Source organism: Arthrobacter rhamnosi (genome assembly GCF_054510975.1).
In genome coordinates, this window is the sequence record NZ_JBTNDN010000001.1 from 108,034 (window position 1) to 129,475 (window position 21,442).

Genomic DNA, 21,442 nt, shown 5'->3' on the forward strand with positions numbered 1-21,442 from the left:
CGGTGACCGAGCTTCCTGCGCCGTCCGTACTGCCCAGCTGGAGTGCGGACGGCGCCAACCTCGTGGTGCACGCGGACAACGCGGAATACCTGGCCACCCTCCCCGACGCGGCGTTCACGATGATCTACGTGGACCCGCCCTTCAACACCGGCCGTGTGCAGCGCCGCCAGCAGACCACCATGGTCCGGGCGGCCGGAGGCACGGGCGATCGTGTGGGCTTCAAGGGGCTCTCCTACTCGACCGTCAAGGGCATGCTGGCGAGCTACGACGACGCGTTCGAGGACTACTGGGACTTCCTCGCGCCACGGCTCGCCGAGGCATGGCGGCTCCTCGCGGACGACGGCACGCTCTACCTGCACCTCGACTACCGCGAGGTGCACTACGCCAAGGTCATGCTGGACGCCCTGTTCGGGCGCGACTGCTTCCTCAACGAGATCATCTGGGCCTACGACTACGGTGCACGGGCCAAGCGCAAGTGGCCCGCCAAGCACGACAACATCCTCGTGTACGTGAAGAACCCGTCGGGCTACTACTTCAACAGCGACGAGGTGGACCGGGAACCCTACATGGCTCCCGGCCTCGTGACCGCCGAGAAGGCTGCGCTCGGCAAGCTGCCGACCGACGTCTGGTGGCACACCATCGTGTCCCCGACCGGCCGCGAGAAGACGGGCTATCCGACGCAGAAGCCCGAGGGCCTGCTGCGGCGGGCCGTCGCGGCGAGCAGCCGGGAGGGCGACTGGGTGCTGGACTTCTTCGCCGGGTCGGGGACGCTCGGAGCGGTCGCGGGCAAGCTCGGGCGCCGCTTCGTCTGCGTGGACCGCAATCCCCAGGCCGTCGACGTCATGCACGCCCGCCTGGCCCCATGGATCCGGGTCCCGGGCAGCACGGCTAGCTGATCGGGGTCCCCGTCGCCAGGGACACGATGGCCTCGAGGGCCTGCCCGCTCGTGACGTTCTCCCCGAGCAGGTTCGGCTTCCCGCTGCCGTGGTAGTCGCTGGAGCCCGTGACGAGGAGACCGTTGTCGCGCGCGATCCTCCGCAGCTCCACCCGGGCGTCCTCCGGGTTGTCCCGGTGATCGATCTCCAGGCCCAGCAGCCCGGCGTCGATCATCTCGTCGATGACCGCGCCGCCCACCACGGCTCCGCGATTGAACGCGGACGGGTGCGCGAAGACGGGGACACCGCCCGCCTCCCGGATGAGGGACACCGCCTCCGCGGGGTGCGGCGCGTAGTGGCTGACCCAGTAGGGTGAGCGCGCCGTCAGGACGCGCTCGAACGCTTCCGAACGGGTGGCCACCACTCCCAGCGCGATCAGCGCGTCCGCGATGTGCGGGCGCCCCACGGTCGCACCCTCGGTCACATGCTCCTCGACCAGGTCCCAGGTGATGGGGAAGTCCGCGGACATGAGCTCGACCATGCGGCGGGCCCTCGTGAGCCGCGCGGTGCGGGATCTCGCGATCTCCTTCCGCAGGCCGGCGTGCCCCGGATCGTGCAGGTAGGACAGCACGTGCACGCTGATGCCGGTGTCGGTGCGGCAGGAGACCTCCATGCCGGGGACGAAGGTGATGCCGTGGGCCGCGGCCGCCGCGGCGGCGCGCTCCCAGCCGGCCGTGGAGTCGTGGTCGGTGAGTGCGACGGCGTCGAGTCCTGCGGCCGCCGCGGACGCGATCAGGACGTCGGGGTCCTCGGTACCGTCCGAGACATTGGAGTGCGTGTGCAGATCGATTCTCACCGGACCCAATCTACGCGCCGTCGCCCGCTCCGTCCGGCACCGGCGCCCCGCCCTGCGGGAGGTACGGACTTTCCTGCTGCGCGGCGACGGTGAGACGATGGCGGGGTGAGCACCGACGACACCGCATCCGCAGCCCGAAATCCCACCGACTCGCCGGAGGGCCAGCCGCTGTCAGACCGCAACGACAACCGCTCCCAGCGGCCCGACTCCGACGCCTTCAAGGCGTTCATGGCCGGCAGCTGGGCGCCCGCCTCGGACGAGCTCCCCGACGCGGCGCCCGTCGCCGCCCATGCCGCCCGCCGTCGTCGTGCCATCTCCGACCGCTTCCCCGGCGAGCGCCTCGTCATTCCGGCCGGGCCCTTCAAGGTCCGGTCCAACGACACCGACTATCGGTACCGCCCGCACTCCGGCTTCGCGCACCTGACCGGCCTCGGACTCGACCACGAGCCCGACGCCGTCCTCGTCCTCGAGCCCGTCGATCCGGGAACGGGCGACGACGGCGGCAACCACACGGCCACGCTGTACTTCCGGGAGCTGGCCGGCCGCGACAGCGCGGAGTTCTACGCGAACGCGCGCTACGGCGGGTTCTGGATCGGCGATCGCCTCTCGATGGCGCAGATCCGGGCACAGCTCGCCCTCGAGACGGCGGACCTCGCCGACCTCGAGGTCGCCATCACCAAGGACGCCGGTGTCGCCGCGATCGGCGGTGTGAGCATCCGCCTGCTGCGCGAGGTCGACTTCAACGCCGATGCGCTCGTCGACACCTCCCGCATCAACACGGGCGTGGACCTCGAGAAGGCCGACGCCCTCGACGCGGTGCTCGCCGAAGCCCTGTCCGAACTGAGGCTCATCAAGGACGCCTGGGAGATCGAGCAGATGGAAGCCGCCGTCGCGGCCACCGTCAACGGGTTCCACGAGGTCGTCCGGACCCTCCCCCGTGCCATCACCCACCCGCGCGGCGAACGCGTGGTCGAAGGCGCGTTCTTCGCACGGGCCCGCGAGGAGGGCAACGATCTCGGCTACGACACCATCGCCGCATCGGGGAACAACGCCACCACGCTGCACTGGATCCGCAACACGGGCTCCCTCAGGGCCGGCGAGCTGCTCCTGCTCGACGCCGGGGTCGAGGCGGAGAGCCTCTACACCGCGGACATCACCCGGACCCTGCCCGTCAACGGGCGCTACTCGGACGTCCAGCGGAAGGTCTACCAGGCCGTGCTCGACGCCGCCGACGCCGGGTTCGCCGCCGCGCAACCCGGCCGCAGGTTCCGCGAGGTCCACCTCGCGGCCGTCACGGTGCTGGCGGAGAACCTGGACCGCTGGGGCCTCCTGCCCGTGTCCCTCGAGGAGGCGCTGGCACCGGAGGGCCAGCACCACCGCCGCTGGATGCCGCACGGCACGAGCCACCACCTCGGCCTGGACGTCCACGACTGCGCCCAGGCCAAGCGCGACCTGTACCTGGACGGCGTCCTGACGGAGGGCATGGTGTTCACCATCGAACCCGGCCTCTACTTCAAGGCCGAGGACCTCGCCGTCCCGGAGGAGTACCGCGGGATCGGCGTGCGCATCGAGGACGACATCCTGATGACGGCGAACGGCCCGGTCAACCTCAGCGCGGCCCTTCCCCGCACTCCGGACGACGTCGAGGACTGGATGGCCGGCATCTGGGGCAACGAGTAGGCTGCCGCCGGGCTGGAGACGGCCCGGAACGGATACGGCTCGGAATGGAAAAGGCAGGGACCCGAGGGTCCCTGCCTTTTCCGTTCCCGGCCCGGTGTCCGGCCGGTGCCGTCCGATCCTCAGCTGGGGTCAGCGCGGTCCGCCGGCGGCTGAGGAGCCATGCGAGCCGGATCCCTGGCCGTCGGTCGCAGCGTCCTGGGAAGCGGGTGCCGGTGTACCGGGCTCCGGCGTCGGCCCGACGGGAGAGTCCTCGACGCGCACACCGTACTGGGGCCGTCCGTCCGGAAGGTCGGGGAACTGTCCCCTGCGGGGCCCAGCGGTGCCGGGACCGGCGGTCTCACCCTCCGCCGTCCCGGGCTGCTGCGGCTGCTGCGGCTGCGGCGGCTGCTGCGGCTGCTGCTGCTGTCCGGAGTAGGGGTCGTTCCACGACGCCGGGCGCTCGGGCGCCTGCTGCGGAGCACGGCCCGGGGCCGAGCCCCACGGCTGTGAATTCGCCCCGGGGTGCTGCGCCTGCCCGTTCATGGGGAGCTGCTGGAGCAGGCGACGGGCATCCGCTGCAAGGCTCGGGTCCACGATGACGTCGTAGCTCGTCGCGATCACCTGGCTCGTGGAGGTGAAGTCGCGCTTGCCGCGCTGGAACGCGTAGGTGATGACGCCGAAGAGCAGCCAGAAGATGGCGCCCAGCGCGATCGAGGAGGAGATGGTGCTGCCCGCCTCGCTGCCGGCGAAGAGACTCAGGATCAGTCCCACGAACAGTCCGAACCAGGCTCCCGTCGCGGCACTGGCGAGCGCCACCCGCGGGTAGCTGAGGCGACCCGTGACGCGCTCCACCGTCTTCAGGTCGTTGCCGATGATGGCCACGCGCTCCACGGCGAACTTGTTGTCGGCGAGGTAGTCCACGGCTTTCTGCGCGTCGAGGTAGCCGGTGTACCGGCCGATGGTCTCGCCCGAGGGCAACACCCGGCCCTGGTCGCGGGATGCAGTGGTTCCAAGTGGTGGTGTCGACATGCGTCCATTCTCCCGTACCGCTCCCGCCGATGGGAGGCGGTACGCCGGAGGTGAACTCCCGAGCCGCCGGATGCCCGTCCGCAGGACGCCGGAAGCATGGGTCCACCAGCCGCCGTCGTGCGTCTTCCGCAGGGACGATACCCTCCCGGCGCGCCGCGCCGGATAGCCTAGAGCAGTGACTACCAACCCGACCCGCGTCTTCGTCGCCCGACTGCTGGGCCTCGATGTCTTCGATCCGCTGGGCGACCGCCTGGGCCGCCTGCGGGACGCCGTCGTGCTCGACCGCGGCCCGACCAAGGCCCCGCAGGTGGTAGGCCTCGTGGTCGAGGTCCCCGGCAAAAAACGCGTCTTCGTGCCGATGACCCGCATCACCTCGATGGACCCGTCCCAGATCATCTGCACCGGTCTCGTCAACCTCCGCCGCTTCGAGCAGCGCGGCGCTGAGATGCTCGTCGTGGCCGAGCTCTTCGACCGCCGCCTCACCCTGCGCGACGGCAGTGGCAGCGCCGTCGTCGAGGACATCGCGATGGAGCGCAACCGTGCAGGCGACTGGCACGTCTCCCAGCTGTTCGTGCGACGCGGCGGGTCCACCTCTCCCCTGCGCGGTCTCCGGCGCGGCGGCGAGCGCCTCATCATCGGCTGGCTCGACGCCTTCCACGGGACGACGGACGAACCGCAGGGCGCCACCCAGTTCGTCGCCCAGCACGACGACCTCAAGCCCGCCGACTTCGCCGACGCGCTGCACGAGATGAACGACAAGCGGCGCATCGAGGTGGCCGGAGAACTCCAGGACGACCGCCTCGCGGACGTCCTCCAGGAACTGCCCGACGACGACCAGGTCCAGATCCTCCAGTCCCTGACGCGCGAGCGCGCGGCGGACGTCCTCGAGGAGATGGACCCCGACGACGCGGCCGACCTCCTCAACGAGCTCCCCGAGGCGCAGAAGGAGGAACTCCTCCAGCTCATGGAGCCCGACGACGCCGAGGACGTACGCCGCCTGCTCGAGTACGAGGAGGACACGGCGGGCTCCCTCATGACCACCGTGCCGGTCATCCTCCCGCCCGAGGCGACGGTCGCCGAGGCCCTCGCGCACGTCCGGCGCGAGGAGCTGACACCGGCCCTCGCGTCGTCCATCTTCGTGTGTCGGCCTCCGCTCGAGACGCCGACCGGGCGCTACCTCGGCGTGGTGCACATCCAGCAGCTGCTGCGCTACCCGCCGCCGGAGCCGCTCGGCAACATCATCGACACGGACCTCGAGGCCGTGGGCGACCAGGCGAACGTGAGCGAGGTATCGAGGATCCTCGCCACCTACAACCTGAACTCCCTGCCGGTGGTGAACGCCGACGGCAGGCTGGTGGGGGCGGTGACCGTCGACGACGTGCTGGATCACCTGCTGCCCGACGACTGGCGGGCACAGGACGACAGCTCCGCAGCGAAACGAGGTGACCGCCGTGGTTGAGAAGATCCGATCGAATTCACGTGGGCTCGACACGCCACGGGAGGCGCGCAAACGCCTCCTCCCGCGCCTGCGACCGAACCCGGACCGCTTCGGCAGCGGCACGGAGAATATCGCCCGTTTCATGGGTACCCCGCAGTTCCTCTTCTACATGACGGTCTTCGTCGCGGTCTGGCTGACCTGGAACACCGTCGCTCCCGCGAACCTGCGCTTCGACAGCGCGGCACTGGGGTTCACGGCACTGACCCTGATGCTCTCCCTGCAGGCCTCCTATGCCGCGCCCCTGCTGCTGCTCGCGCAGAACCGCCAGGACGACCGCGACCGCGTCTCCATGCGTGAGGACCGCCAGCGGGCGGAGCGGAACCTGTCCGACACCGAGTACCTGACGCGGGAGATCGCGGAGCTGCGCATCGCCCTGCGCGAGGTGGCGACACGCGACTACGTCCGCTCCGAGCTCCGCTCCATCCTCGAGGAACTCCTCGAGACGACCGACGGCCAGGAGCTGACCCTGCAGAAACGGAAGCCCCGGAAGCCGTCGGAGAACACCGTGGCGATGCCGAAGGTCCAGCCCGCCGGGAGGAAACCCGTCCGGTGAGCCCCCTGCCCGACGAGGAGGCCGTGCGGACGGCCCTCACCACCGTCATCGACCCCGAACTGCGCCGCCCCATCACCGAACTCGGCATGCTCGAGTCCGTGTCCGTCACGGGACGGACGGTGCGGATCCGGGTCCTGCTGACGATCGCCGGCTGCCCCCTGCGCGACACGATCACGCAGGACGCCGAAGCCGCCCTGTCCGCCGTCGACGGCGTGGAGCGCGTCGAGGTCGAGCTCGGCGTCATGGACCAGGCCCAGCGCGACGCGCTGAAGGAGCAGCTGAGGGGCGCCGGCGGCCGCCGCGGCATCCCCTTCAACGACCCGTCGTCGCTCACGCGCGTCTATGCGGTGGCGAGCGGCAAGGGCGGTGTCGGAAAATCCAGCGTGACGGTGAACCTGGCGGTCGCCATGGCCGCGCAGGGACTGCGGGTGGGCATCGTGGACGCCGATGTGTACGGCTTCTCCGTCCCCGCCCTCCTGGGCATCACGCAGCAGCCCACGCGCGTCGACGAGCTCATCCTGCCGCCGGTCGCCCACGGCGTGAAGGTGATCTCCATCGGGATGTTCGTGGAGGGCAACCAGCCCATCTCCTGGCGGGGTCCCATGCTGCACCGGGCACTCGAGCAGTTCCTCACGGACGTCTACTTCGGCGACCTGGACGCCCTGTTCCTCGACCTCCCCCCGGGGACGGGTGACATCGCCATCTCCGTTGCGCAGCTGCTGCCGTCCTCCGAGCTCCTGGTCGTCACGACGCCGCAGAGTGCCGCCGCCGATGTCGCCGAACGGGCCGGTGCCATGGCCGCGCAGACGGGACAGCGCGTCGCCGGGGTCATCGAGAACATGTCCTGGCTCGAGCTGCCCGACGGCGGGCGGCTCGAGCTCTTCGGCGCCGGGGGTGGGAGCACGCTCGCCGCGCGGCTGTCGGCCACGCTGGGCACGGAGATCCCCCTGCTGGGCAGCATCCCGCTGGACGTCGCCCTCCGGGAAGGCGGCGATGCCGGCACTCCCCTCGTCCTCGGCGGAGGGACCTCCACGGCCCGTGCCGAGCTGACGGCGATCGCTTCCACGCTCGCCCGCCGCCCCCGCGGCCTGGACGGCCTGAGGCTGCCGGTCAGCCTCCGCTGACGGGGGGCATGGCCTCCGCTAGGTCGCCTCGAGGTCGTAGGGCGCGGCCTGCCCGGCTTCGAGGCGCGGTACGGCGGGTGGGCGGGCGACGCCGGGCGCAGGCGCAGCGGGTACGGGCCGGGGGCCACCACCGCTGACAGGCTTGAAGACGTCCTCGATGTCGTCGAGGAGCGCTTCCTTGATGATGCGGCGGGGGTCGTACTGGCGGGGGTCCAGCTTGCGCCAATCGACCTCGTCCAGTTCCGGACCGACCTCTTCCCGGAGTTGCTCGCGGGCTCCCGTGGCCATGCGCCGCAGGCCCTTCACGAGCCGGGCGAGTTGGGCCGCGTACTCCGGGAGCCGTTCCGGGCCGAGCACCACGACGGCGATGAACGCCAGGACCACGAGTTCGAGGCCGTTGATTCCCAACACGTGAAAAGACTACCTTCCCGGCCGGTGCCGACCACATTCGCCCCTACCGGACGAGCCCCGCGGGGCGGGAGCCGTGGCGCGCTGCCGTCGGCGTCGTCGCAGGGCCGCGCCTACCCGTTCGCGCCGGGATGCGTGATCATCGAGAGGCCGCGGAGAATCCGCTCCATCATCGAGTCCTCCTGGGCCTGCGGCGACAGGGCCAGCTGGGCGTGCTCCGCCGTGACGAGCTGGCTGAGCGTCTGCGGCATCGCGGCGGCAGGCAGGTTCGAGACCACCGTGTAGGTCACGGACGGCGAGTCGAGCACCACCTGCCATGGTTCGCCGGGACGGACCCAGACGTCGCGCTCGGCGCCGCCGATGTGTTCGAAACCGTCCGCCGTCACGATGTTGCCGGTCACGGCGTTCAGCGGCGGAGCGGCGGCGCCGCGAACCCCGCTGACCTTCCGCTGTTCGTAGATGGTGACGGTGTCGTCGTCGTTCTCGAGGACGATCTCCAGCGTCGGCCTGCCTGCGACCGTGATGCCCTCGGCACTCTGCAGCGTGAAGCCGAGGGATTCGAGCTCCGGGCAGTACCAGCCTCCGGACCGGAGGGTCTCCAGCTGGTCGGTGTCCAGGTAGGTGGGCGTCTGCGACGCGACGGACTCCCAGCGCGCCTGCAGCGCGGTGACCCCCGTCGCCGCCCCTTCGGCCGTGGCGGGCCGCGCCTCGGACCCCATGACGTAGGCGCTCCCGAGGATGGCGGTGGCGACGGCGGCCGATGCACCGACGGCGGTGAGCACCGTCCGGCTCCGGGGGGCGGCCCGTTCGTGGTGCTCGCGCACGAAGGCCGCGCTGGAACCCGTGCGGGCCCCGTGCATGCCGGTATTCATGCCGCGATTCAGGCCGGCGGTGGCGCCGAAGGCGGGCGACAGGAGCCTGCGCTGGAGGTCCGGATCCGGGGCCGGGTTCCGCAGGCCCAGCAGGGCGCTCTTGAGGCTCCGAAGGTGCGAGACCGTCGCGGCGCACGACGCACAGCGTGAGACGTGCTGTTCGACGGCGATCCGGCGCCGGTCGGACAGCTCACCGTCCACGAGGTCCTGCAGGGAGCGATGGGGATGAAGCATCGTTCCTAACCCAGGCCGGCAATCCGTGGGACGCCCAGGGCGGCGCCGTTCCCGCCCGGCTTCCGGGGGTCGCGGTGGGCGAGCTTCTCCCGCAGCATCGTCCTGCCCCGGTGGATGCGCGAGCGGACGGTCCCGAGCTTGACGCCGAGGACCTGCGCCACCTCGTCGTACGCCAGGCCCTCGAGGTCGCACAGCACCACGGCGGCGCGGAAGTCCGGCGGGAGTTCTTCCAGGGCTGCCTGCACGTCGATGTCCAGGTTGTTGAATTCGAAGCTGCGCTCGGGGCCGGGATGCTTGCTCGGCAACCTGCTCTCGGCTTCTTCCGTCAGTCCGTCGAACCGGATGCGAGTCTTGCGCCGCGCCTGGTCGAGGAACAGGTTGGTGGTGATCCGGTGCAGCCAGCCGTCCAGCGTGCCGGGCTTGAAGTTCGCCAGCGAACGGAAGACCCTCACGAAGACCTCCTGCGTGAGGTCCTCGGCGTCGAACTTGTTGCCGGTGAGGCGGTAGGCCAGCCGGTAGACCTTCGGCGAGTAGTTGGTGACGACTTCTTCCCAGGACGGCGCGACCCACGGGTTGCCGTGCTCGTCGAGGAGAGGCACGTCCGCTCCGGGAACGGCCTCCATGGCGGCCTGTACCGCCTTCACGCTAGACATCATCTACCCCTTCTCGCCACGCATCCCGAACAGGTCCTACCCCGCGGCCGCGGCTGCGGTGGTATCGGGGATTCGGGGCCGTGCCCATGCTGGATGTCCGAGAAGGAAGTCTTTCTCACCAAGCTGGGAACTGGCTGGCAAGGACATGGTGTGTGCGTATCCGGGGACGCCGGGCCCGCTCTCCTCGCCTGCGCGCACCCGCCCGCCCGCATGGAAGTCCGACGGCGCCGCACAGTAGTGTTGGGGCGGGGCGCCTGCCTCCCCGCCACTTCCCGCAACCACAGAACGGATGTCCATGGCCGCCGACAAACACAGCAGCTGGTCCTACACCGAAGGACTCCCCGACGAGGACGACATCCTGCTTAGGGCGCGCGACCGCTCCCATGAACTCGGTGTCGCCCCTGTCACTCCTGCCGTCGGCGCAGCACTCACCGTCCTCGCGGCGGCCTCCAAGGCGAGCACCGCGGTCGAGGTGGGTGCCGGAGCAGGGGTGTCAGGAGTTTGCCTGCTGAGGGGCCTCGGCCGGAATGCGGTCCTGACCACCATCGATTCCGACGTCGACCACCTCCGGGCCGCCCGGGAGGCCTACTCCGAGGCCGGCATCCCCTCGAACCGCACACGCACCATCTCGGGGCGCGCGGCCGACGTGCTGCCGCGGCTGACCGATGCCGCGTACGACCTGGTGTTCATCGACGCCGACAAGGCGGGCCTGCCGGTCTACGTCGAGCAGGCAACGCGCCTGCTCAAGGACGGCGGCATCATGATCATCAACGACGCACTGGACCAGGACCGGGTGGCGGAACCTGCCGTGCGTGAACAGTCGACGAATACGCTCCGCCAGGTGGGGAAGATGATCCGTGAGAACGAGGCCCTCGTCTCGGCACTCGTGCCGACGGGCACCGGGCTCCTGCTCGCGGTCAAGCAGCGCGCCTAGCGGCGGCGGGCGGGCGGCGGCTGCCGCCTGCCCCGACGCCTGGAACAGGAAGCCGGGACTCCTGGCTGGGATCGCCTAGGTGGTGACGGTGAGCAGGCAGTCCTTGAGCTTGCCCGCTTCCTCGGCGTTCAGTTCGACGACAAGGCGTCCACCGCCGTCGATCGGCACCCGCATGATGAGGCTGCGCCCCTCCTTGGTGACTTCCATCGGTCCATCGCCGGTACGCGGTTTCATGGCAGCCATAGGGGTGTCCCTTTCAACAGGGCGCGACCGCGATCAGCGGCAGCGCGACAGTAAACAGTGCGCCGGCCGGTAGCCCATAGGGGTGTCCCGCAGTGCACGTCATCACCTTCATTATTCAGCACAAGCCCTTCACCTGCTAATTCAGGTGCGGCGTGGATCACACTCAGGGGGGATAATCCCCGTCCGGTCCCGACGGGGTCCAGCCCCACAGCCAGTCCACCCAGATGAACTGGAGCAGCACCGATACCGGCAGCAGCACCCAGAGGATACGGGCCCCGAAGCGGCTGCCGGTGACGGCGAGTGCCAGGGGGAACAGCGGGAACAGTATCCGCCAGGTGCTCGACTGCGGGTCCCAGAACGCCCCGAGGTACAGCAGGTAGCCCGCGCACCAGGCGCCGGCGACCAGCCCCATCGAGCGCACGGCGGGCGTGAGGAAGAGCGCGACGACGACCAGGAGCAGGCCCGCGACGACCAGCACAGCCGCGGCAGGACCTACGACCGCGGCCGGTGCCTCGAACCACGGCGCGAAGGGGACCAGCGCCTCGCCCCGCCAGGCGGTCTCGGTCGCCACATAAGCGTTCCGCTGCCCCGTGACGGTCCAGGCGATCAGCGGCCAGGCGACGGCGCCGAGCGACGAGACCACGCCCAGCAGGAACACGGGCAGCACCGGCTGGGCCGGCGGCCCCCCGGGGAGGACGCTGCGCCGGACGGAGCGGAGGGCGGCAAGGAACAGGATCCCCACCGCGACGGCGAAGGGCACCCCGGCCGGTCGTGCCAGGCACATCAGCACGACGACGGGCATCGCCGCGTAGTACCGGCCCGTGGACACCAGGTACAGCGCGGACGCGAGGAGCAGCAGGTGCAGTGACTCCGCGTACGGCACCTGGAGGATGGCGGAGACGGGCGCGAAGGACACGACGGCGACGCCTGCGAGCGCCGCCCGGTGGTCCGACCCGAGACGGAAGAGCCGGTAGATCATCAGCGACGCACCCGCTGCGGCAGTCAGGGACACGAGAGGCGCGAGGATCCCCCAGCCCAGGCCGGTGGCGGCGTCGAGGGCCCGGACGAGTCCCGGGTAGAGCGGGTAGAACGCCCACGCGTTGTGGCTCACGTTGCCCAGCGCGTCGCGCGGCAGGTCCGTCGGGTAGCCCTCGGTGAAGATGCGTTCGTACCAGCCGCTGTCCCAGTAGTTGATGAAGGTGCCGTACGCGGGGGCCGGACCGGACCAGGGGCTGAGGCCCTGGCGTACCGCCGCGAGCAGGAGGATCCCCGTCGAGACGAGGCGCCCGGCGAGGAAGACCGCCAGGACCTGCAGGGACCAGTGCGCGAACCGGTGCGCGGACCGGTTCTGCCGGGCCGGCAGCACGCGGCTCACGGGCCGGAGGGGGCGGACGCGGCCGATGGAGGCCCGCCCTGCTGCGGCTCGGCCCGGACCCAGCAGTCCCGCAGGTGGTCGTTCACGTACCCCGTGGCCTGGAGCATCGCGTACGCGGTCGTGGGTCCGACGAAGCGGAAGCCGAGTCCGCGGAGTTCCCGGGCCAGCGCCGTGCTCTCGGGGGTGATGGCCGGGACATCCACGAGGGTGGCGGGCGCGGGCCCGGAGACCGGCCGGTGGCTTTCGAGGACCGAGCCGAGGGTGGTCCCGTCCGGGAGCACGAGAAGGGCACGGGCGTTCGCGATGGTCGCCTCGATCTTCTGCCGGTTCCGCACGATGCCGGCATCACCCATCAGCCGCTCGATGTCCTGCGCGCCGAAGCCCGCGACGACGGCGGGATCGAACCCGGCGAAGGCCCGGCGGAACGCCTCGCGCTTCCGCAGGATGGTGATCCAGCTCAGGCCCGACTGGAACGCTTCGAGGCTCAGGCGCTCGAACAGGCCGGCCTCACCGAGCACGGGCCGTCCCCACTCCTCGTCGTGGTACCGCTCGTACTCCTCGCTCGACACCGCCCAGCCGCAGCGCCTCCGGCCGTCGGACCCGGGAACCGCCCCGCTCATCCGGCGTCCCTGGCCGCGAGCTGCGAGCGCAGGTCCCGGATGACCGCGTCGCGCTCCTCGAGCGCCGCGGCCAGCCGGTCCAGGACCTCGTCCACCTGGTCCATCCGGTACCCGCGCAGTCCGAGGCCGAAGCGGACGGCATCGACGTCGCGGGCCGAAGGGGTGTCGGGAAGGAGGACGGGCGGTAGCGAGGCCACCGGCTCCACCAGACCCATGCCGTTCCCCGGGGAATCGTCGTCGTGCCCGGCGGAACCGGCGCCGGAGGCGGCCCGGAAGCCCGCCCCGATGTGCTGGAACGCCGCCGGCACCGGGCGCCCCGAAGCAAGGACCGCTGTTGCTCCCATCAGCAGGATGGCGAGGATCACCAGGAAGATAGTCACACCGCAATGGTGCCAGAGCGGTCCCGGGAGGGTCAGGACCGGGGTCAGGACGGGTGGTCGTGGCCCGCCGATGCCGCCACGATCCGCACGGCCTCCTCTGCGGTGTCGACGAGCTGCAGCAGTGAGAGATCCTTCTCGGACACGGTTCCTTCCGCGATCAGCGTGCCTTTGATCCAGTCGATGAGGGGGCGCCAGTAATCGACGCCGATCAGCACGATGGGGAAGGAGGTCACCTTGCCGGTCTGCACGAGCGTCATCGCCTCGAACAGCTCGTCGAGGGTTCCGAACCCACCCGGCAGGACCACGAAACCGCTCGCGTACTTGACGAACATGGTCTTGCGGGCGAAGAAGTACCGGAAGTTGATGCCGAGGTCCACCCACTCGTTCATGCCCTGTTCGAACGGCAGCTCGATGCCCAGCCCCACCGACGTCCCGCCCGCCTCGCAGGCTCCCTTGTTGGCGGCCTCCATGGCGCCCGGACCGCCCCCGGTGATGACGGCGAAGCCCGACTGCACGAGCCTCCGGCCCACCTCCTCGCCGATCGCGTAGTAGGACGAGCTCCGCGCGGTCCGGGCCGATCCGAAGACGCTGATGGCGGGGCCGAGGTCGGCGAGGGTCCCGAAGCCCTCCACGAACTCGCTCTGGATGCGTAGCACGCGCCAGGGGTCGGTGCGGGTGAAGCCCTTGGTGTCGTCCGCGTCGAGGAGCATGTTGTCCGACTGCGGCACCGTCGCCTGGGCGCGGCGCAGCTCCACGGAGCCCTTCCGCCTGGTCGCCCTGCCCGCCCCGTTGCTCGTCCCCGGAGGGCTGGCACCGAACGGACCGCCGTCCTCGGCGGAGGACTGGGGGGAACCTGTGCCGGCGTCGTCGTCGTACACAGGGGGGCGAGCTTCGTCGCTGGCCGCGGGGTGCTGGGAGGGGGACATTTACCTAGGCTAACCAACAGCCGGCGCCCCGGGGCGCTTTTGATTGCTCTTCAATCACGATCAGGGCCTTTCCGCTCCGCCGTATCGCCCGCGAGGAATAGTTCGCTAGATTTCTCCCATGACAAGTGAACAGCAACCGACTGTGCCCGCGTCCTCGGGAAACACCCTCGTCTCCCTCAAGAACGTGAACAAGCATTTCGGGGAGCTGCACGTTCTCCGGGACATCAATCTCGAGGTCGCCCGAGGCGAGGTCGTCGTTGTCATCGGCCCCTCCGGTTCCGGTAAGTCGACGCTGTGCCGCGCGATCAACCGCCTCGAGACGATCGACGACGGCGAGATCTCCATCGATGGCAAGGTGCTCCCCGCCGAGGGGAAGGCCCTTGCGAAGCTCCGCGCGGACGTCGGCATGGTCTTCCAGTCGTTCAACCTCTTCGCCCACAAGTCCATCCTCGAGAACGTCACGCTCGGCCCGGTGAAGGTCCGGGGCATGAAGAGCGGTGAGGCGAAGGACCTGGCGATGTCCCTCCTCAAGCGCGTCGGCGTCGACAACCAGGCGCAGAAGCTCCCGGCCCAGCTGTCCGGTGGCCAGCAGCAGCGTGTCGCGATCGCCCGCGCGCTGGCCATGCGACCGAAGGTGATGCTGTTCGACGAGCCCACCTCGGCGCTCGACCCCGAGATGATCAACGAGGTCCTCGACGCCATGGTGGCCCTTGCCAAGGAGGGCATGACGATGATCGTGGTGACCCATGAGATGGGGTTCGCCCGCAAGGCCGCCGACCGTGTGATCTTCATGGCCGACGGCCAGATCATGGAGCAGGCGACGCCCGAGGAGTTCTTCACCAATCCGCAGAGTGACCGCGCCAAGGACTTCCTCGGCAAGATCCTCTCGCACTGACCCCCGTATCCGAAGAGGCCATCGGCCGCAATGCAAGGAGAACCAATGCGCACAACCCGATACGCAGCAGCCGCGGTGGCTGCACTCGCCGCACTGACGCTGTCCGCCTGTGGTGGCGGCGACAGCGGCGAGAGCGAGGGCGGCGATGCCGGCGGTGAGACCGTCCGCATCGGCATCAAGTTCGACCAGCCCGGCCTCGGCTTCGACGAGGGCGGCTCCTACTCCGGTTTCGACGTCGACGTGGCCAAGTACGTGGCAGGCGAGCTCGGGTTCACCGAGGACCAGATCGAGTTCGTGGAAGCCCCGTCCGCCAACCGCGAGAACCTGCTGTCCAACAACCAGGTGGACATGATCTTCGCGACGTACTCCATCACCGACACCCGCAAGGAGACGGTGGACTTCGCCGGCCCGTACTTCGTGGCCGGCCAGGACCTCCTCGTCCCCACGGACAGCGACATCACCGGCCCCGAGGACCTCGAGGGCAAGAACCTCTGCTCGGTGACCGGTTCCACGTCCGCGCAGAAGATCAAGGACCAGTACCCCGGCGTGCAGCTCGTCGAGCAGCCGGGCTATGCGGAGTGCGTCACCGCGATGGGCGGCGGCCAGATCGACGCCGTCACCACCGATGACATCATCCTCGCCGGCCTCGCCGCGCAGGACGCGAACGCCGGCAAGTTCAAGGTGGTCGGCAACACGTTCTCCGAGGAGAACTACGGTGTCGGGCTCCCCAAGGGCAGCGACAAGTGCGAGGACATCAACGCCGCCATCACCAAGATGATCGACGACGGTGCCTGGGAAGAGGCGATCACCAAGAACACCGAGGGTGCCGACTACACCTACAACGCGGAGCTGAACCCGCCCACCCCGGCGCCCTGCGCCTAGCATCGCGTCCATTGGTGGGGTGGTCCGCGCGGACCGCCCCACCAATGCCGTGTTCCCCACCAGGAAAGAGGTGAACCGTGGAGAACTACCTGTCGCTGTTCGAGACCTACAACGTGCCGGCCGCGTTCTGGGTCAATATCCAGTTGTCCTTCTGGGCAGCTATCTGGGCCCTGGCGATCGGCACGGTGCTGGCCCTGTTCCGCATCTCCCCCATCCCGAGCCTGCAGCTCTTCGGTGCGGCGTACGTCAACATCTTCCGCAACACGCCCCTGACCATCATCCTCGCGTTCGGGTTCCTCGGACTGTTCTCCGTCATGCAGATCAGCCTTGCGAGTGACCTCAACGCCAGCCTCTTCCGCATCGCCATCGTGGGCCTCTCGCTGTACCACGCGGCCTTCGTCTGCGAGGCGATCCGCAGCGGCGTCAACACGGTCCCGCTGGGCCAGGCCGAGGCCGCGCGTGCCATCGGCCTGAGCTTCCTGCCGGCAGCACGGCTCATCATTCTGCCGCAGGCCTTCCGCGGAGCCATCGCTCCCCTCGGCAACGTCCTGATCGCCCTCATCAAGAACTCCACCGTCGCGGCCGCCGGATCGGTCGCCACCGAATCGTCGGGCCTCATGAAGACCATGATCGAGTTCCGCTCGGACCTCGTCATCCCGATCTTCCTCACCTTCGCCCTCGGCTTCGTGATCCTGGTGATCCCCATCGGGCTGCTGACCACCTGGGCCTCACGGAAACTGGCGGTGGCACGATGAGCGTGCAGCAGGTCCTCTTCGACGCGCCCGGCCCGCGCGGGCGCCGTAATATCCTGATCGGGAACATCGTGGGTGCGCTGATCGTCCTCGGCATCCTCGCCTGGGTGATCTCCGCACTCGCCGGCAAGGGCCAGCTCACGGCGGGCATGTGGACGCCCTTCCTCGAATCCCGGACGTGGCAGTTCTTCATCCTGCCCGGACTGCTCAACACGCTGAAGGCGGCCGGCATCTCGATCGTCACCTCGGTGCTGTTCGGCCTGATCTTCGGCGTCGGACGCCTGTCGCACTCCGCGCCGATCCGCTGGATCGCCGGGATCGTCGTCGAATTCCTGCGCGCCGTGCCCGTGCTGCTCATGATGATCTTCTTCTGGCTGGCCCTCGGCAGCTCCGGCTCCGTCAATCCGCAGGATGCCCCGCTGATCGCCGTGGTCCTCGCCCTGACCCTCTACAACGGGTCCGTCATCGCGGAACTGGTGCGTTCGGGCGTCCACGGCCTGCCGAAGGGCCAGCGCGAGGCAGGCATGGCGATCGGCCTGACGAGGAACCAGTCGCTGCGCACGATCGAAGTACCGCAGGCCCTCATCGCGATGCTGCCGGCACTCATCAGCCAGTTCGTCGTGATCCTGAAGGACTCGGCCCTCGGCTTCATCATCACCTACCCGGAACTGCTGCAGTTCACGCGGCGCCTCGGGGTGGGCGAGGGCAACGTGATCCCGTCCCTGTTCGTGGCGGCGGCGATCTTCATCCTCATCAACTTCGCCCTCTCCACCCTGGCCACGCGCCTCTCCGTCCTCCTGAGCTTCCGGACGAAGGGGCGCAAGCCGGCAGCCAAGGGGTCCATCGCCCTGGACGCCTCCACCCCGGCCCCCACCTGAGCGGGTTCCGGGCAGCACGACGAGGAAGGGCCCGGCGAGTGCCGGGCCCTTCCGCGTGTTCGGGCCGGTCGAACCAGCCGGGTCAGGGTGGGGAGGGCCGCCCGCTCAGGACAGCCAGGTGGTCAGGGCACGGAGGCAGGCCCGTACGGCGTCGGCGTGCACGTGCTCGTCATCGGTGTGGGCCAGGAGCGCGTCGCCGGGTCCGAAGTTCACCGCCGGCACACCGAGGGCGCTGAACCGCGCGACGTCGGTCCAGCCGTACTTGGGCTTGGGTTCGGCGCCGACGGCCGCCACGAAGGCGGCGGCCGCGGGGTGCTGGAGCCCTGGCCGGGCTCCGGCCGCGGCGTCCGTCCGCTCGACGGGAAAGCCCTCGAGCAGGGCGCGCACGTAGTCCTCGGCCTGATCCGGGGTCTTGTCCGGGGCGAAGCGGTAGTTGACCTCGATCACGGTGCTGTCCGGGATCACGTTGCCCGCCGTGCCGCCGGAGATCTTCACCGCGTTCAGGCTCTCGCGGTAGTCGAGGCCGTCCACGTGCACGGTGGCGGGCTCGTGGTCGCGGAGCCGGACGAGGATCTCGGCGGCGCCATGGATGGCGTTCTGCCCCATCCATGCCCGGGCGGAGTGGGAGGCCTTGCCGGCGACCCGCACGTCGAAGCGGGCCGTCCCGTTGCATCCGCCCTCCACGGTGCCGTCCGTGGGTTCCAGGAGCACCGCGAAGTCGGCCTCCAGCCACTCCGGGTAGGAGGCGGCCACCCGGCCGAGACCGCTGAGGGAGGCTTCGACCTCCTCGTGGTCGTAGAAGATGAACGTGATGTCACGCGTGGGCTCCGCGAGGGCTGCCGCGAGCGCCAGCTGCACGGCGACACCGCCCTTCATGTCGGTGGCCCCGCGTCCGAACAGCACGTCGCCCTCCCACGAGGAGGGGACGGTCCCCCTCGACCCGGGGGTGGTCGGCAGCGGCACGGTGTCGATGTGCCCGGCCAGGATGACCCGTTCCGCCCGGCCGAGCCGGGTCCGCGCCATCACGCAGTCGCCGTCGCGCACCACCTCGAGGTGTTCCAGGCGGCGCAGCGCCCGTTCCACGGCGTCCGCGATCACGGCCTCGTTCCCGGAGACGCTCTCGAGGTCGATCAGTCGGGCCGTCAGCTGGGCGACGTCGGAGGCCGGATCGAGGTCCGCCGAGGGAGTCTGCATCATGCTGCAACCCTATCGCTCGGTAGACTGGTGCCCATGACTCCTCCCACGCCCAGCTCCCCCCTGCCCGACGCCGCCCAGCGGACAGCCGGCGGTCTCGGCCTTGCCACGGTGGCCTCGGACGGCACCGTCCTGGACACCTGGTTCCCCGCCCCCTGGCTCGGTGAGGACACCATGGATGCCGCCGCGCGGCAGGACCTCCGCGCCACCCTGGAGTCCCTCGCCGGGTCCGGGTCCGACGACGTCCGTCGCGTCACCCAGCGCGTGGTCGACGTCACGGTGGATCCGGATGACGCCCCGGCAGACACCCCGGACGCCTACCTGAGGCTCCACCTCCTCTCCCACCGGCTCGTCCGGCCCAACACCATCAATCTCGACGGGATTTTCGGACTCCTCGCCAACGTGGTGTGGACGAGCCACGGCCCCGCCGCCGTGCAGGGCTTCGAGACCGTCCGCGCGGGCCTGCGCGCCCGGGGGCCCGTGGCCGTCTACGGCGTCGACAAGTTCCCGCGCATGGTGGACTACGTGGTCCCGGCCGGCGTGCGGATCGCCGACGCCGACCGTGTCCGGCTCGGAGCCCACCTGGCCGACGGCACCACCGTGATGCACGAGGGCTTCGTGAACTTCAATGCCGGCACGCTCGGCACCTCGATGGTCGAGGGCCGCATCTCCGCAGGCGTCGTCGTCGGGAACGGGTCCGACGTCGGAGGCGGCGCCTCGATCATGGGCACGCTGTCCGGCGGCGGGAAGGAACGCATCACCATCGGTGAGCGCTGCCTGCTGGGCGCCGAGTCGGGTGTCGGCATCTCGCTCGGCGACGACTGCGTCGTCGAGGCGGGCCTCTACCTGACGGCGGGCACCAAGGTGACCCTGCAGGACGGCTCGCTCGTCAAGGCGAAGGACCTCTCGGGTGAGCCTGGCATCCTGTTCCTGCGCAACTCCGCCACAGGAGCCGTCGAGGCACGCCCCCGCACCGGTGAGGGCATAGCCCTCAACCCGGCCCTGCACGCCAACTAACCCATGCCGTCGAGGGTCCCCTCCGCTGCTGTCCGCCGTCGCCGTCGCCAGGTGCGCACGGGTGTGATGCTCGCCGCCCTGGTCACGGTGGTCACGGGCGGCAGTGTCCTGGCGGTCAACCAGCTGGAGGCCAGCGAGGTCCTGGTCCGGGAGCGCTGCAGTGCGACCGTGGGGACGGACACCTTCGAGCTCAGTCCGACGCAGGCAGGGAATGCGGCCCTCATCTCCGGCGTCGCCGTGGCCCGGGGGCTCCCGGCCCGCGCGGCGTCCATCGCCATCGCCACCGCCATCCAGGAGTCCCGCCTGGAGAACATCGACTACGGGGACGACGCCGGGCCGGACTCGCGCGGCCTGTTCCAGCAGCGGCCCTCGCAGGGCTGGGGCACGGAGGAGCAGATCATGTCGCCCCTCTATGCCACCGGCGCCTTCTACGACGCCCTCGTCCGGGTCCCCGGGTACGAGACACTGCCCATCACCGAGGCCGCGCAGATCGTGCAGCGGTCGGCCCACCCGGAGGCGTACGCGGACCACGAGCCGGAGGGGCGAGCCTTCGCGTCCGCGCTGACGGGCAACTCCCCCGCGGCCCTCGACTGCACCCTGCACGAGCCGGACGGCGCGGGCGACCCCCTGGCGGCCTCGGCCGCGGCGGAGGAGGTGTTCGGACCGCTGGCAGGCGTCGTCGAGGCCACCACGCTGACCCTGGACGTCTCGGGCACCAGCGGCTGGGCCGTCGCCCAGTGGGCGGTGGCGAACGCCTCCACCTTCTCCATCACGTCCGTGTCCCACTCCGGCCTGCAGTGGGACAGGGCGGACGGCGGGTGGACGGCGACGACGTCGGAGCCCGGCATCGTCACCGTCACCGTCGCCGGGGTCACGCCCTGACGGCCCTGCGGACCCGGTTGCTCAGGCCAGCATCTTCACGACCGGCTCCACGTAGCTGCGGAAGGAACGCTCGTCGTCGAACAGTTCCTGGCACATGAGGAGCTTGTCCGGCTCCACCCACCACGCGCGGTGCACGCCCAGCGGCAGTTCGACGATCTGGAGCGAGAAGCGGCGTGCGGCACGGCCGAGTTCCAGCTCCCGCTCCTCCAGGATCCGCGCCAGGAGGTTCTCCATGGTGTCGGCGCCCCGTGCACCGGAATGCAGGGCGTACTCGGCGCACCGCTCCTCGGCCCACGCCGTCGCGGCACCGAAGTGCGCCCTCATCAGCGCCTTGAGCGCCTCCATGCCGTCGAGGGCCTCCAGGCGCGGCGGCACGGGCAGCACGGCGTCGCTGATCCGGTGGCGGAGGAGGCTGTGCCACCACGCCTCCCATTCGACCCTCAACGTCCCGGGTCCTCCGACGGGTTCGGTCAGGCGTCGAGTCTCGGCCCTCCGCACGGAGGGCACCACGGGCGGCAGGGCAGGGCTGCCCACCCCCTGGAGCCCCGAGCAATCCCGCAGGTAGAGCGCTACGAGGAGCACTTCGGACGTGTCCACCGTGAAGTGCGCGCTGTAGCCGGTTTCGGAGTATGACATGGACCTCCCTTGCACCAGTCAGGCTGCTCCTACAGTAGACCCCGGACCCGCGGCGCTCCAGAGCCCG

At 70.1% G+C, this 21,442-nt stretch carries 24 protein-coding genes; 12 read left to right on the forward strand and 12 right to left on the reverse strand.

Annotated features, from left to right (window positions below; translation table 11 throughout):
- The first annotated feature begins 2 nt into the window (after nt 1-2).
- Nucleotides 3-896, forward strand: a complete 894-nt coding sequence (locus ACX80J_RS00420) for a DNA-methyltransferase (RefSeq protein WP_459343659.1) — start codon at nt 3-5, stop codon at nt 894-896.
- Here ACX80J_RS00420 and ACX80J_RS00425 read toward each other — a convergent pair.
- Nucleotides 889-1,731, reverse strand: coding sequence for a PHP domain-containing protein (locus tag ACX80J_RS00425; RefSeq protein WP_459343660.1), 843 nt, complete (start codon nt 1,729-1,731; stop codon nt 889-891). The genes ACX80J_RS00420 and ACX80J_RS00425 overlap by 8 nt on opposite strands.
- 105 nt (nt 1,732-1,836) lie before the next feature.
- On the opposite strand from ACX80J_RS00425, the gene ACX80J_RS00430 reads away from it, so the two are divergent.
- Nucleotides 1,837-3,411 (forward strand): aminopeptidase P family protein, encoded by a 1,575-nt coding sequence (locus ACX80J_RS00430; RefSeq protein ID WP_459343661.1) that lies wholly within the window; start codon nt 1,837-1,839, stop codon nt 3,409-3,411.
- Nucleotides 3,412-3,540: 129 nt separating this feature from the next.
- Here ACX80J_RS00430 and ACX80J_RS00435 read toward each other — a convergent pair whose 3' ends face one another.
- The gene (locus tag ACX80J_RS00435) at nt 3,541-4,419 is read right to left on the reverse strand and encodes a general stress protein (RefSeq protein WP_459346448.1); all 879 of its coding nucleotides are present in this window, start codon (nt 4,417-4,419) and stop codon (nt 3,541-3,543) included.
- Between the two features lie 175 nt (nt 4,420-4,594).
- Between ACX80J_RS00435 and ACX80J_RS00440 the strand changes: the two genes are divergently transcribed.
- From ACX80J_RS00440 to ACX80J_RS00450, 3 genes are read left to right on the forward strand one after another with little or no spacing between them, the layout of a single operon-like run.
- Nucleotides 4,595-5,878, forward strand: coding sequence for a magnesium transporter (locus ACX80J_RS00440; protein WP_459343663.1), 1,284 nt, complete (start codon nt 4,595-4,597; stop codon nt 5,876-5,878).
- Nucleotides 5,871-6,470: a DUF1003 domain-containing protein gene (locus tag ACX80J_RS00445; RefSeq protein WP_459343664.1), complete on the forward strand. Its 600-nt coding sequence runs from the start codon at nt 5,871-5,873 to the stop codon at nt 6,468-6,470. The genes ACX80J_RS00440 and ACX80J_RS00445 overlap by 8 nt, the downstream gene beginning before the upstream one ends.
- The gene (locus ACX80J_RS00450; RefSeq protein ID WP_459346449.1) at nt 6,467-7,594 is read left to right on the forward strand and encodes an Mrp/NBP35 family ATP-binding protein; all 1,128 of its coding nucleotides are present in this window, start codon (nt 6,467-6,469) and stop codon (nt 7,592-7,594) included. The genes ACX80J_RS00445 and ACX80J_RS00450 overlap by 4 nt, the downstream gene beginning before the upstream one ends.
- An 18-nt stretch (nt 7,595-7,612) precedes the next feature.
- Here the strand turns inward: ACX80J_RS00450 and ACX80J_RS00455 are convergent, their stop codons facing one another.
- The 3 genes from ACX80J_RS00455 to sigE all read right to left on the reverse strand — a co-directional run bounded on the left by ACX80J_RS00455 (nt 7,613) and on the right by sigE (nt 9,731).
- Complete coding sequence (locus ACX80J_RS00455; protein ID WP_459346450.1) at nt 7,613-8,005, reverse strand: Sec-independent protein translocase family protein; 393 nt, start codon at nt 8,003-8,005, stop codon at nt 7,613-7,615.
- A 110-nt stretch (nt 8,006-8,115) separates the two neighbouring features.
- Entirely contained in the window at nt 8,116-9,108 is a 993-nt protein-coding gene (locus ACX80J_RS00460) for an anti-sigma factor family protein (protein ID WP_459346451.1), read from the reverse strand.
- A 5-nt stretch (nt 9,109-9,113) separates the two neighbouring features.
- On the reverse strand, nt 9,114-9,731 hold the full coding sequence (sigE, locus tag ACX80J_RS00465) for an RNA polymerase sigma factor SigE (RefSeq protein WP_459313362.1): 618 nt from the start codon (nt 9,729-9,731) through the stop codon (nt 9,114-9,116).
- Between the two features lie 325 nt (nt 9,732-10,056).
- On the opposite strand from sigE, the gene ACX80J_RS00470 reads away from it, so the two are divergent.
- Nucleotides 10,057-10,695 carry an O-methyltransferase gene (locus ACX80J_RS00470; RefSeq protein ID WP_459343668.1) on the forward strand — a complete coding sequence of 213 codons (639 nt, stop codon included), beginning with the start codon at nt 10,057-10,059 and terminating at the stop codon, nt 10,693-10,695.
- 75 nt (nt 10,696-10,770) lie between these two features.
- On the opposite strand, the gene ACX80J_RS00475 is transcribed toward ACX80J_RS00470, so the two are convergent.
- The 5 genes from ACX80J_RS00475 to ACX80J_RS00495 all read right to left on the reverse strand — a co-directional run bounded on the left by ACX80J_RS00475 (nt 10,771) and on the right by ACX80J_RS00495 (nt 14,239).
- Nucleotides 10,771-10,938, reverse strand: coding sequence for a DUF3117 domain-containing protein (locus ACX80J_RS00475; protein ID WP_087076540.1), 168 nt, complete (start codon nt 10,936-10,938; stop codon nt 10,771-10,773).
- A gap of 163 nt (nt 10,939-11,101) precedes the next feature.
- Nucleotides 11,102-12,313, reverse strand: coding sequence for a hypothetical protein (locus ACX80J_RS00480; RefSeq protein WP_459346452.1), 1,212 nt, complete (start codon nt 12,311-12,313; stop codon nt 11,102-11,104).
- Nucleotides 12,310-12,933, reverse strand: coding sequence for a DNA-3-methyladenine glycosylase I (locus ACX80J_RS00485; RefSeq protein ID WP_459346453.1), 624 nt, complete (start codon nt 12,931-12,933; stop codon nt 12,310-12,312). The genes ACX80J_RS00480 and ACX80J_RS00485 overlap by 4 nt, the downstream gene beginning before the upstream one ends.
- Complete coding sequence (locus tag ACX80J_RS00490; protein WP_459343671.1) at nt 12,930-13,313, reverse strand: DivIVA domain-containing protein; 384 nt, start codon at nt 13,311-13,313, stop codon at nt 12,930-12,932. The genes ACX80J_RS00485 and ACX80J_RS00490 overlap by 4 nt, the downstream gene beginning before the upstream one ends.
- A gap of 44 nt (nt 13,314-13,357) precedes the next feature.
- Complete coding sequence (locus ACX80J_RS00495; protein WP_459346454.1) at nt 13,358-14,239, reverse strand: LOG family protein; 882 nt, start codon at nt 14,237-14,239, stop codon at nt 13,358-13,360.
- Between the two features lie 118 nt (nt 14,240-14,357).
- Between ACX80J_RS00495 and ACX80J_RS00500 the strand changes: the two genes are divergently transcribed.
- The 4 genes from ACX80J_RS00500 to ACX80J_RS00515 all read left to right on the forward strand — a co-directional run bounded on the left by ACX80J_RS00500 (nt 14,358) and on the right by ACX80J_RS00515 (nt 17,646).
- Nucleotides 14,358-15,134 (forward strand): amino acid ABC transporter ATP-binding protein, encoded by a 777-nt coding sequence (locus tag ACX80J_RS00500; RefSeq protein ID WP_459346455.1) that lies wholly within the window; start codon nt 14,358-14,360, stop codon nt 15,132-15,134.
- A 45-nt stretch (nt 15,135-15,179) separates the two neighbouring features.
- Complete coding sequence (locus ACX80J_RS00505; protein ID WP_459343674.1) at nt 15,180-16,016, forward strand: glutamate ABC transporter substrate-binding protein; 837 nt, start codon at nt 15,180-15,182, stop codon at nt 16,014-16,016.
- Between the two features lie 77 nt (nt 16,017-16,093).
- Nucleotides 16,094-16,771 (forward strand): amino acid ABC transporter permease, encoded by a 678-nt coding sequence (locus ACX80J_RS00510; RefSeq protein WP_459343675.1) that lies wholly within the window; start codon nt 16,094-16,096, stop codon nt 16,769-16,771.
- A complete protein-coding gene (locus ACX80J_RS00515) occupies nt 16,768-17,646 on the forward strand; it encodes an amino acid ABC transporter permease (protein ID WP_459346456.1) in 879 nt (292 codons plus the stop codon). The genes ACX80J_RS00510 and ACX80J_RS00515 overlap by 4 nt, the downstream gene beginning before the upstream one ends.
- A gap of 105 nt (nt 17,647-17,751) precedes the next feature.
- Here the strand turns inward: ACX80J_RS00515 and dapE are convergent, their stop codons facing one another.
- Nucleotides 17,752-18,843: a succinyl-diaminopimelate desuccinylase gene (gene dapE, locus ACX80J_RS00520; RefSeq protein WP_459346457.1), complete on the reverse strand. Its 1,092-nt coding sequence runs from the start codon at nt 18,841-18,843 to the stop codon at nt 17,752-17,754.
- Between the two features lie 33 nt (nt 18,844-18,876).
- Between dapE and dapD the strand changes: the two genes are divergently transcribed.
- Nucleotides 18,877-19,857 (forward strand): 2,3,4,5-tetrahydropyridine-2,6-dicarboxylate N-succinyltransferase, encoded by a 981-nt coding sequence (dapD, locus tag ACX80J_RS00525; RefSeq protein ID WP_459346458.1) that lies wholly within the window; start codon nt 18,877-18,879, stop codon nt 19,855-19,857.
- Nucleotides 19,858-19,860: 3 nt separating this feature from the next.
- Nucleotides 19,861-20,739 (forward strand): hypothetical protein, encoded by an 879-nt coding sequence (locus ACX80J_RS00530; protein ID WP_459346459.1) that lies wholly within the window; start codon nt 19,861-19,863, stop codon nt 20,737-20,739.
- Nucleotides 20,740-20,760: 21 nt separating this feature from the next.
- Here ACX80J_RS00530 and ACX80J_RS00535 read toward each other — a convergent pair whose 3' ends face one another.
- A complete protein-coding gene (locus ACX80J_RS00535) occupies nt 20,761-21,375 on the reverse strand; it encodes a hypothetical protein (RefSeq protein ID WP_459343680.1) in 615 nt (204 codons plus the stop codon).
- Nucleotides 21,376-21,442: the final 67 nt, after the last annotated feature.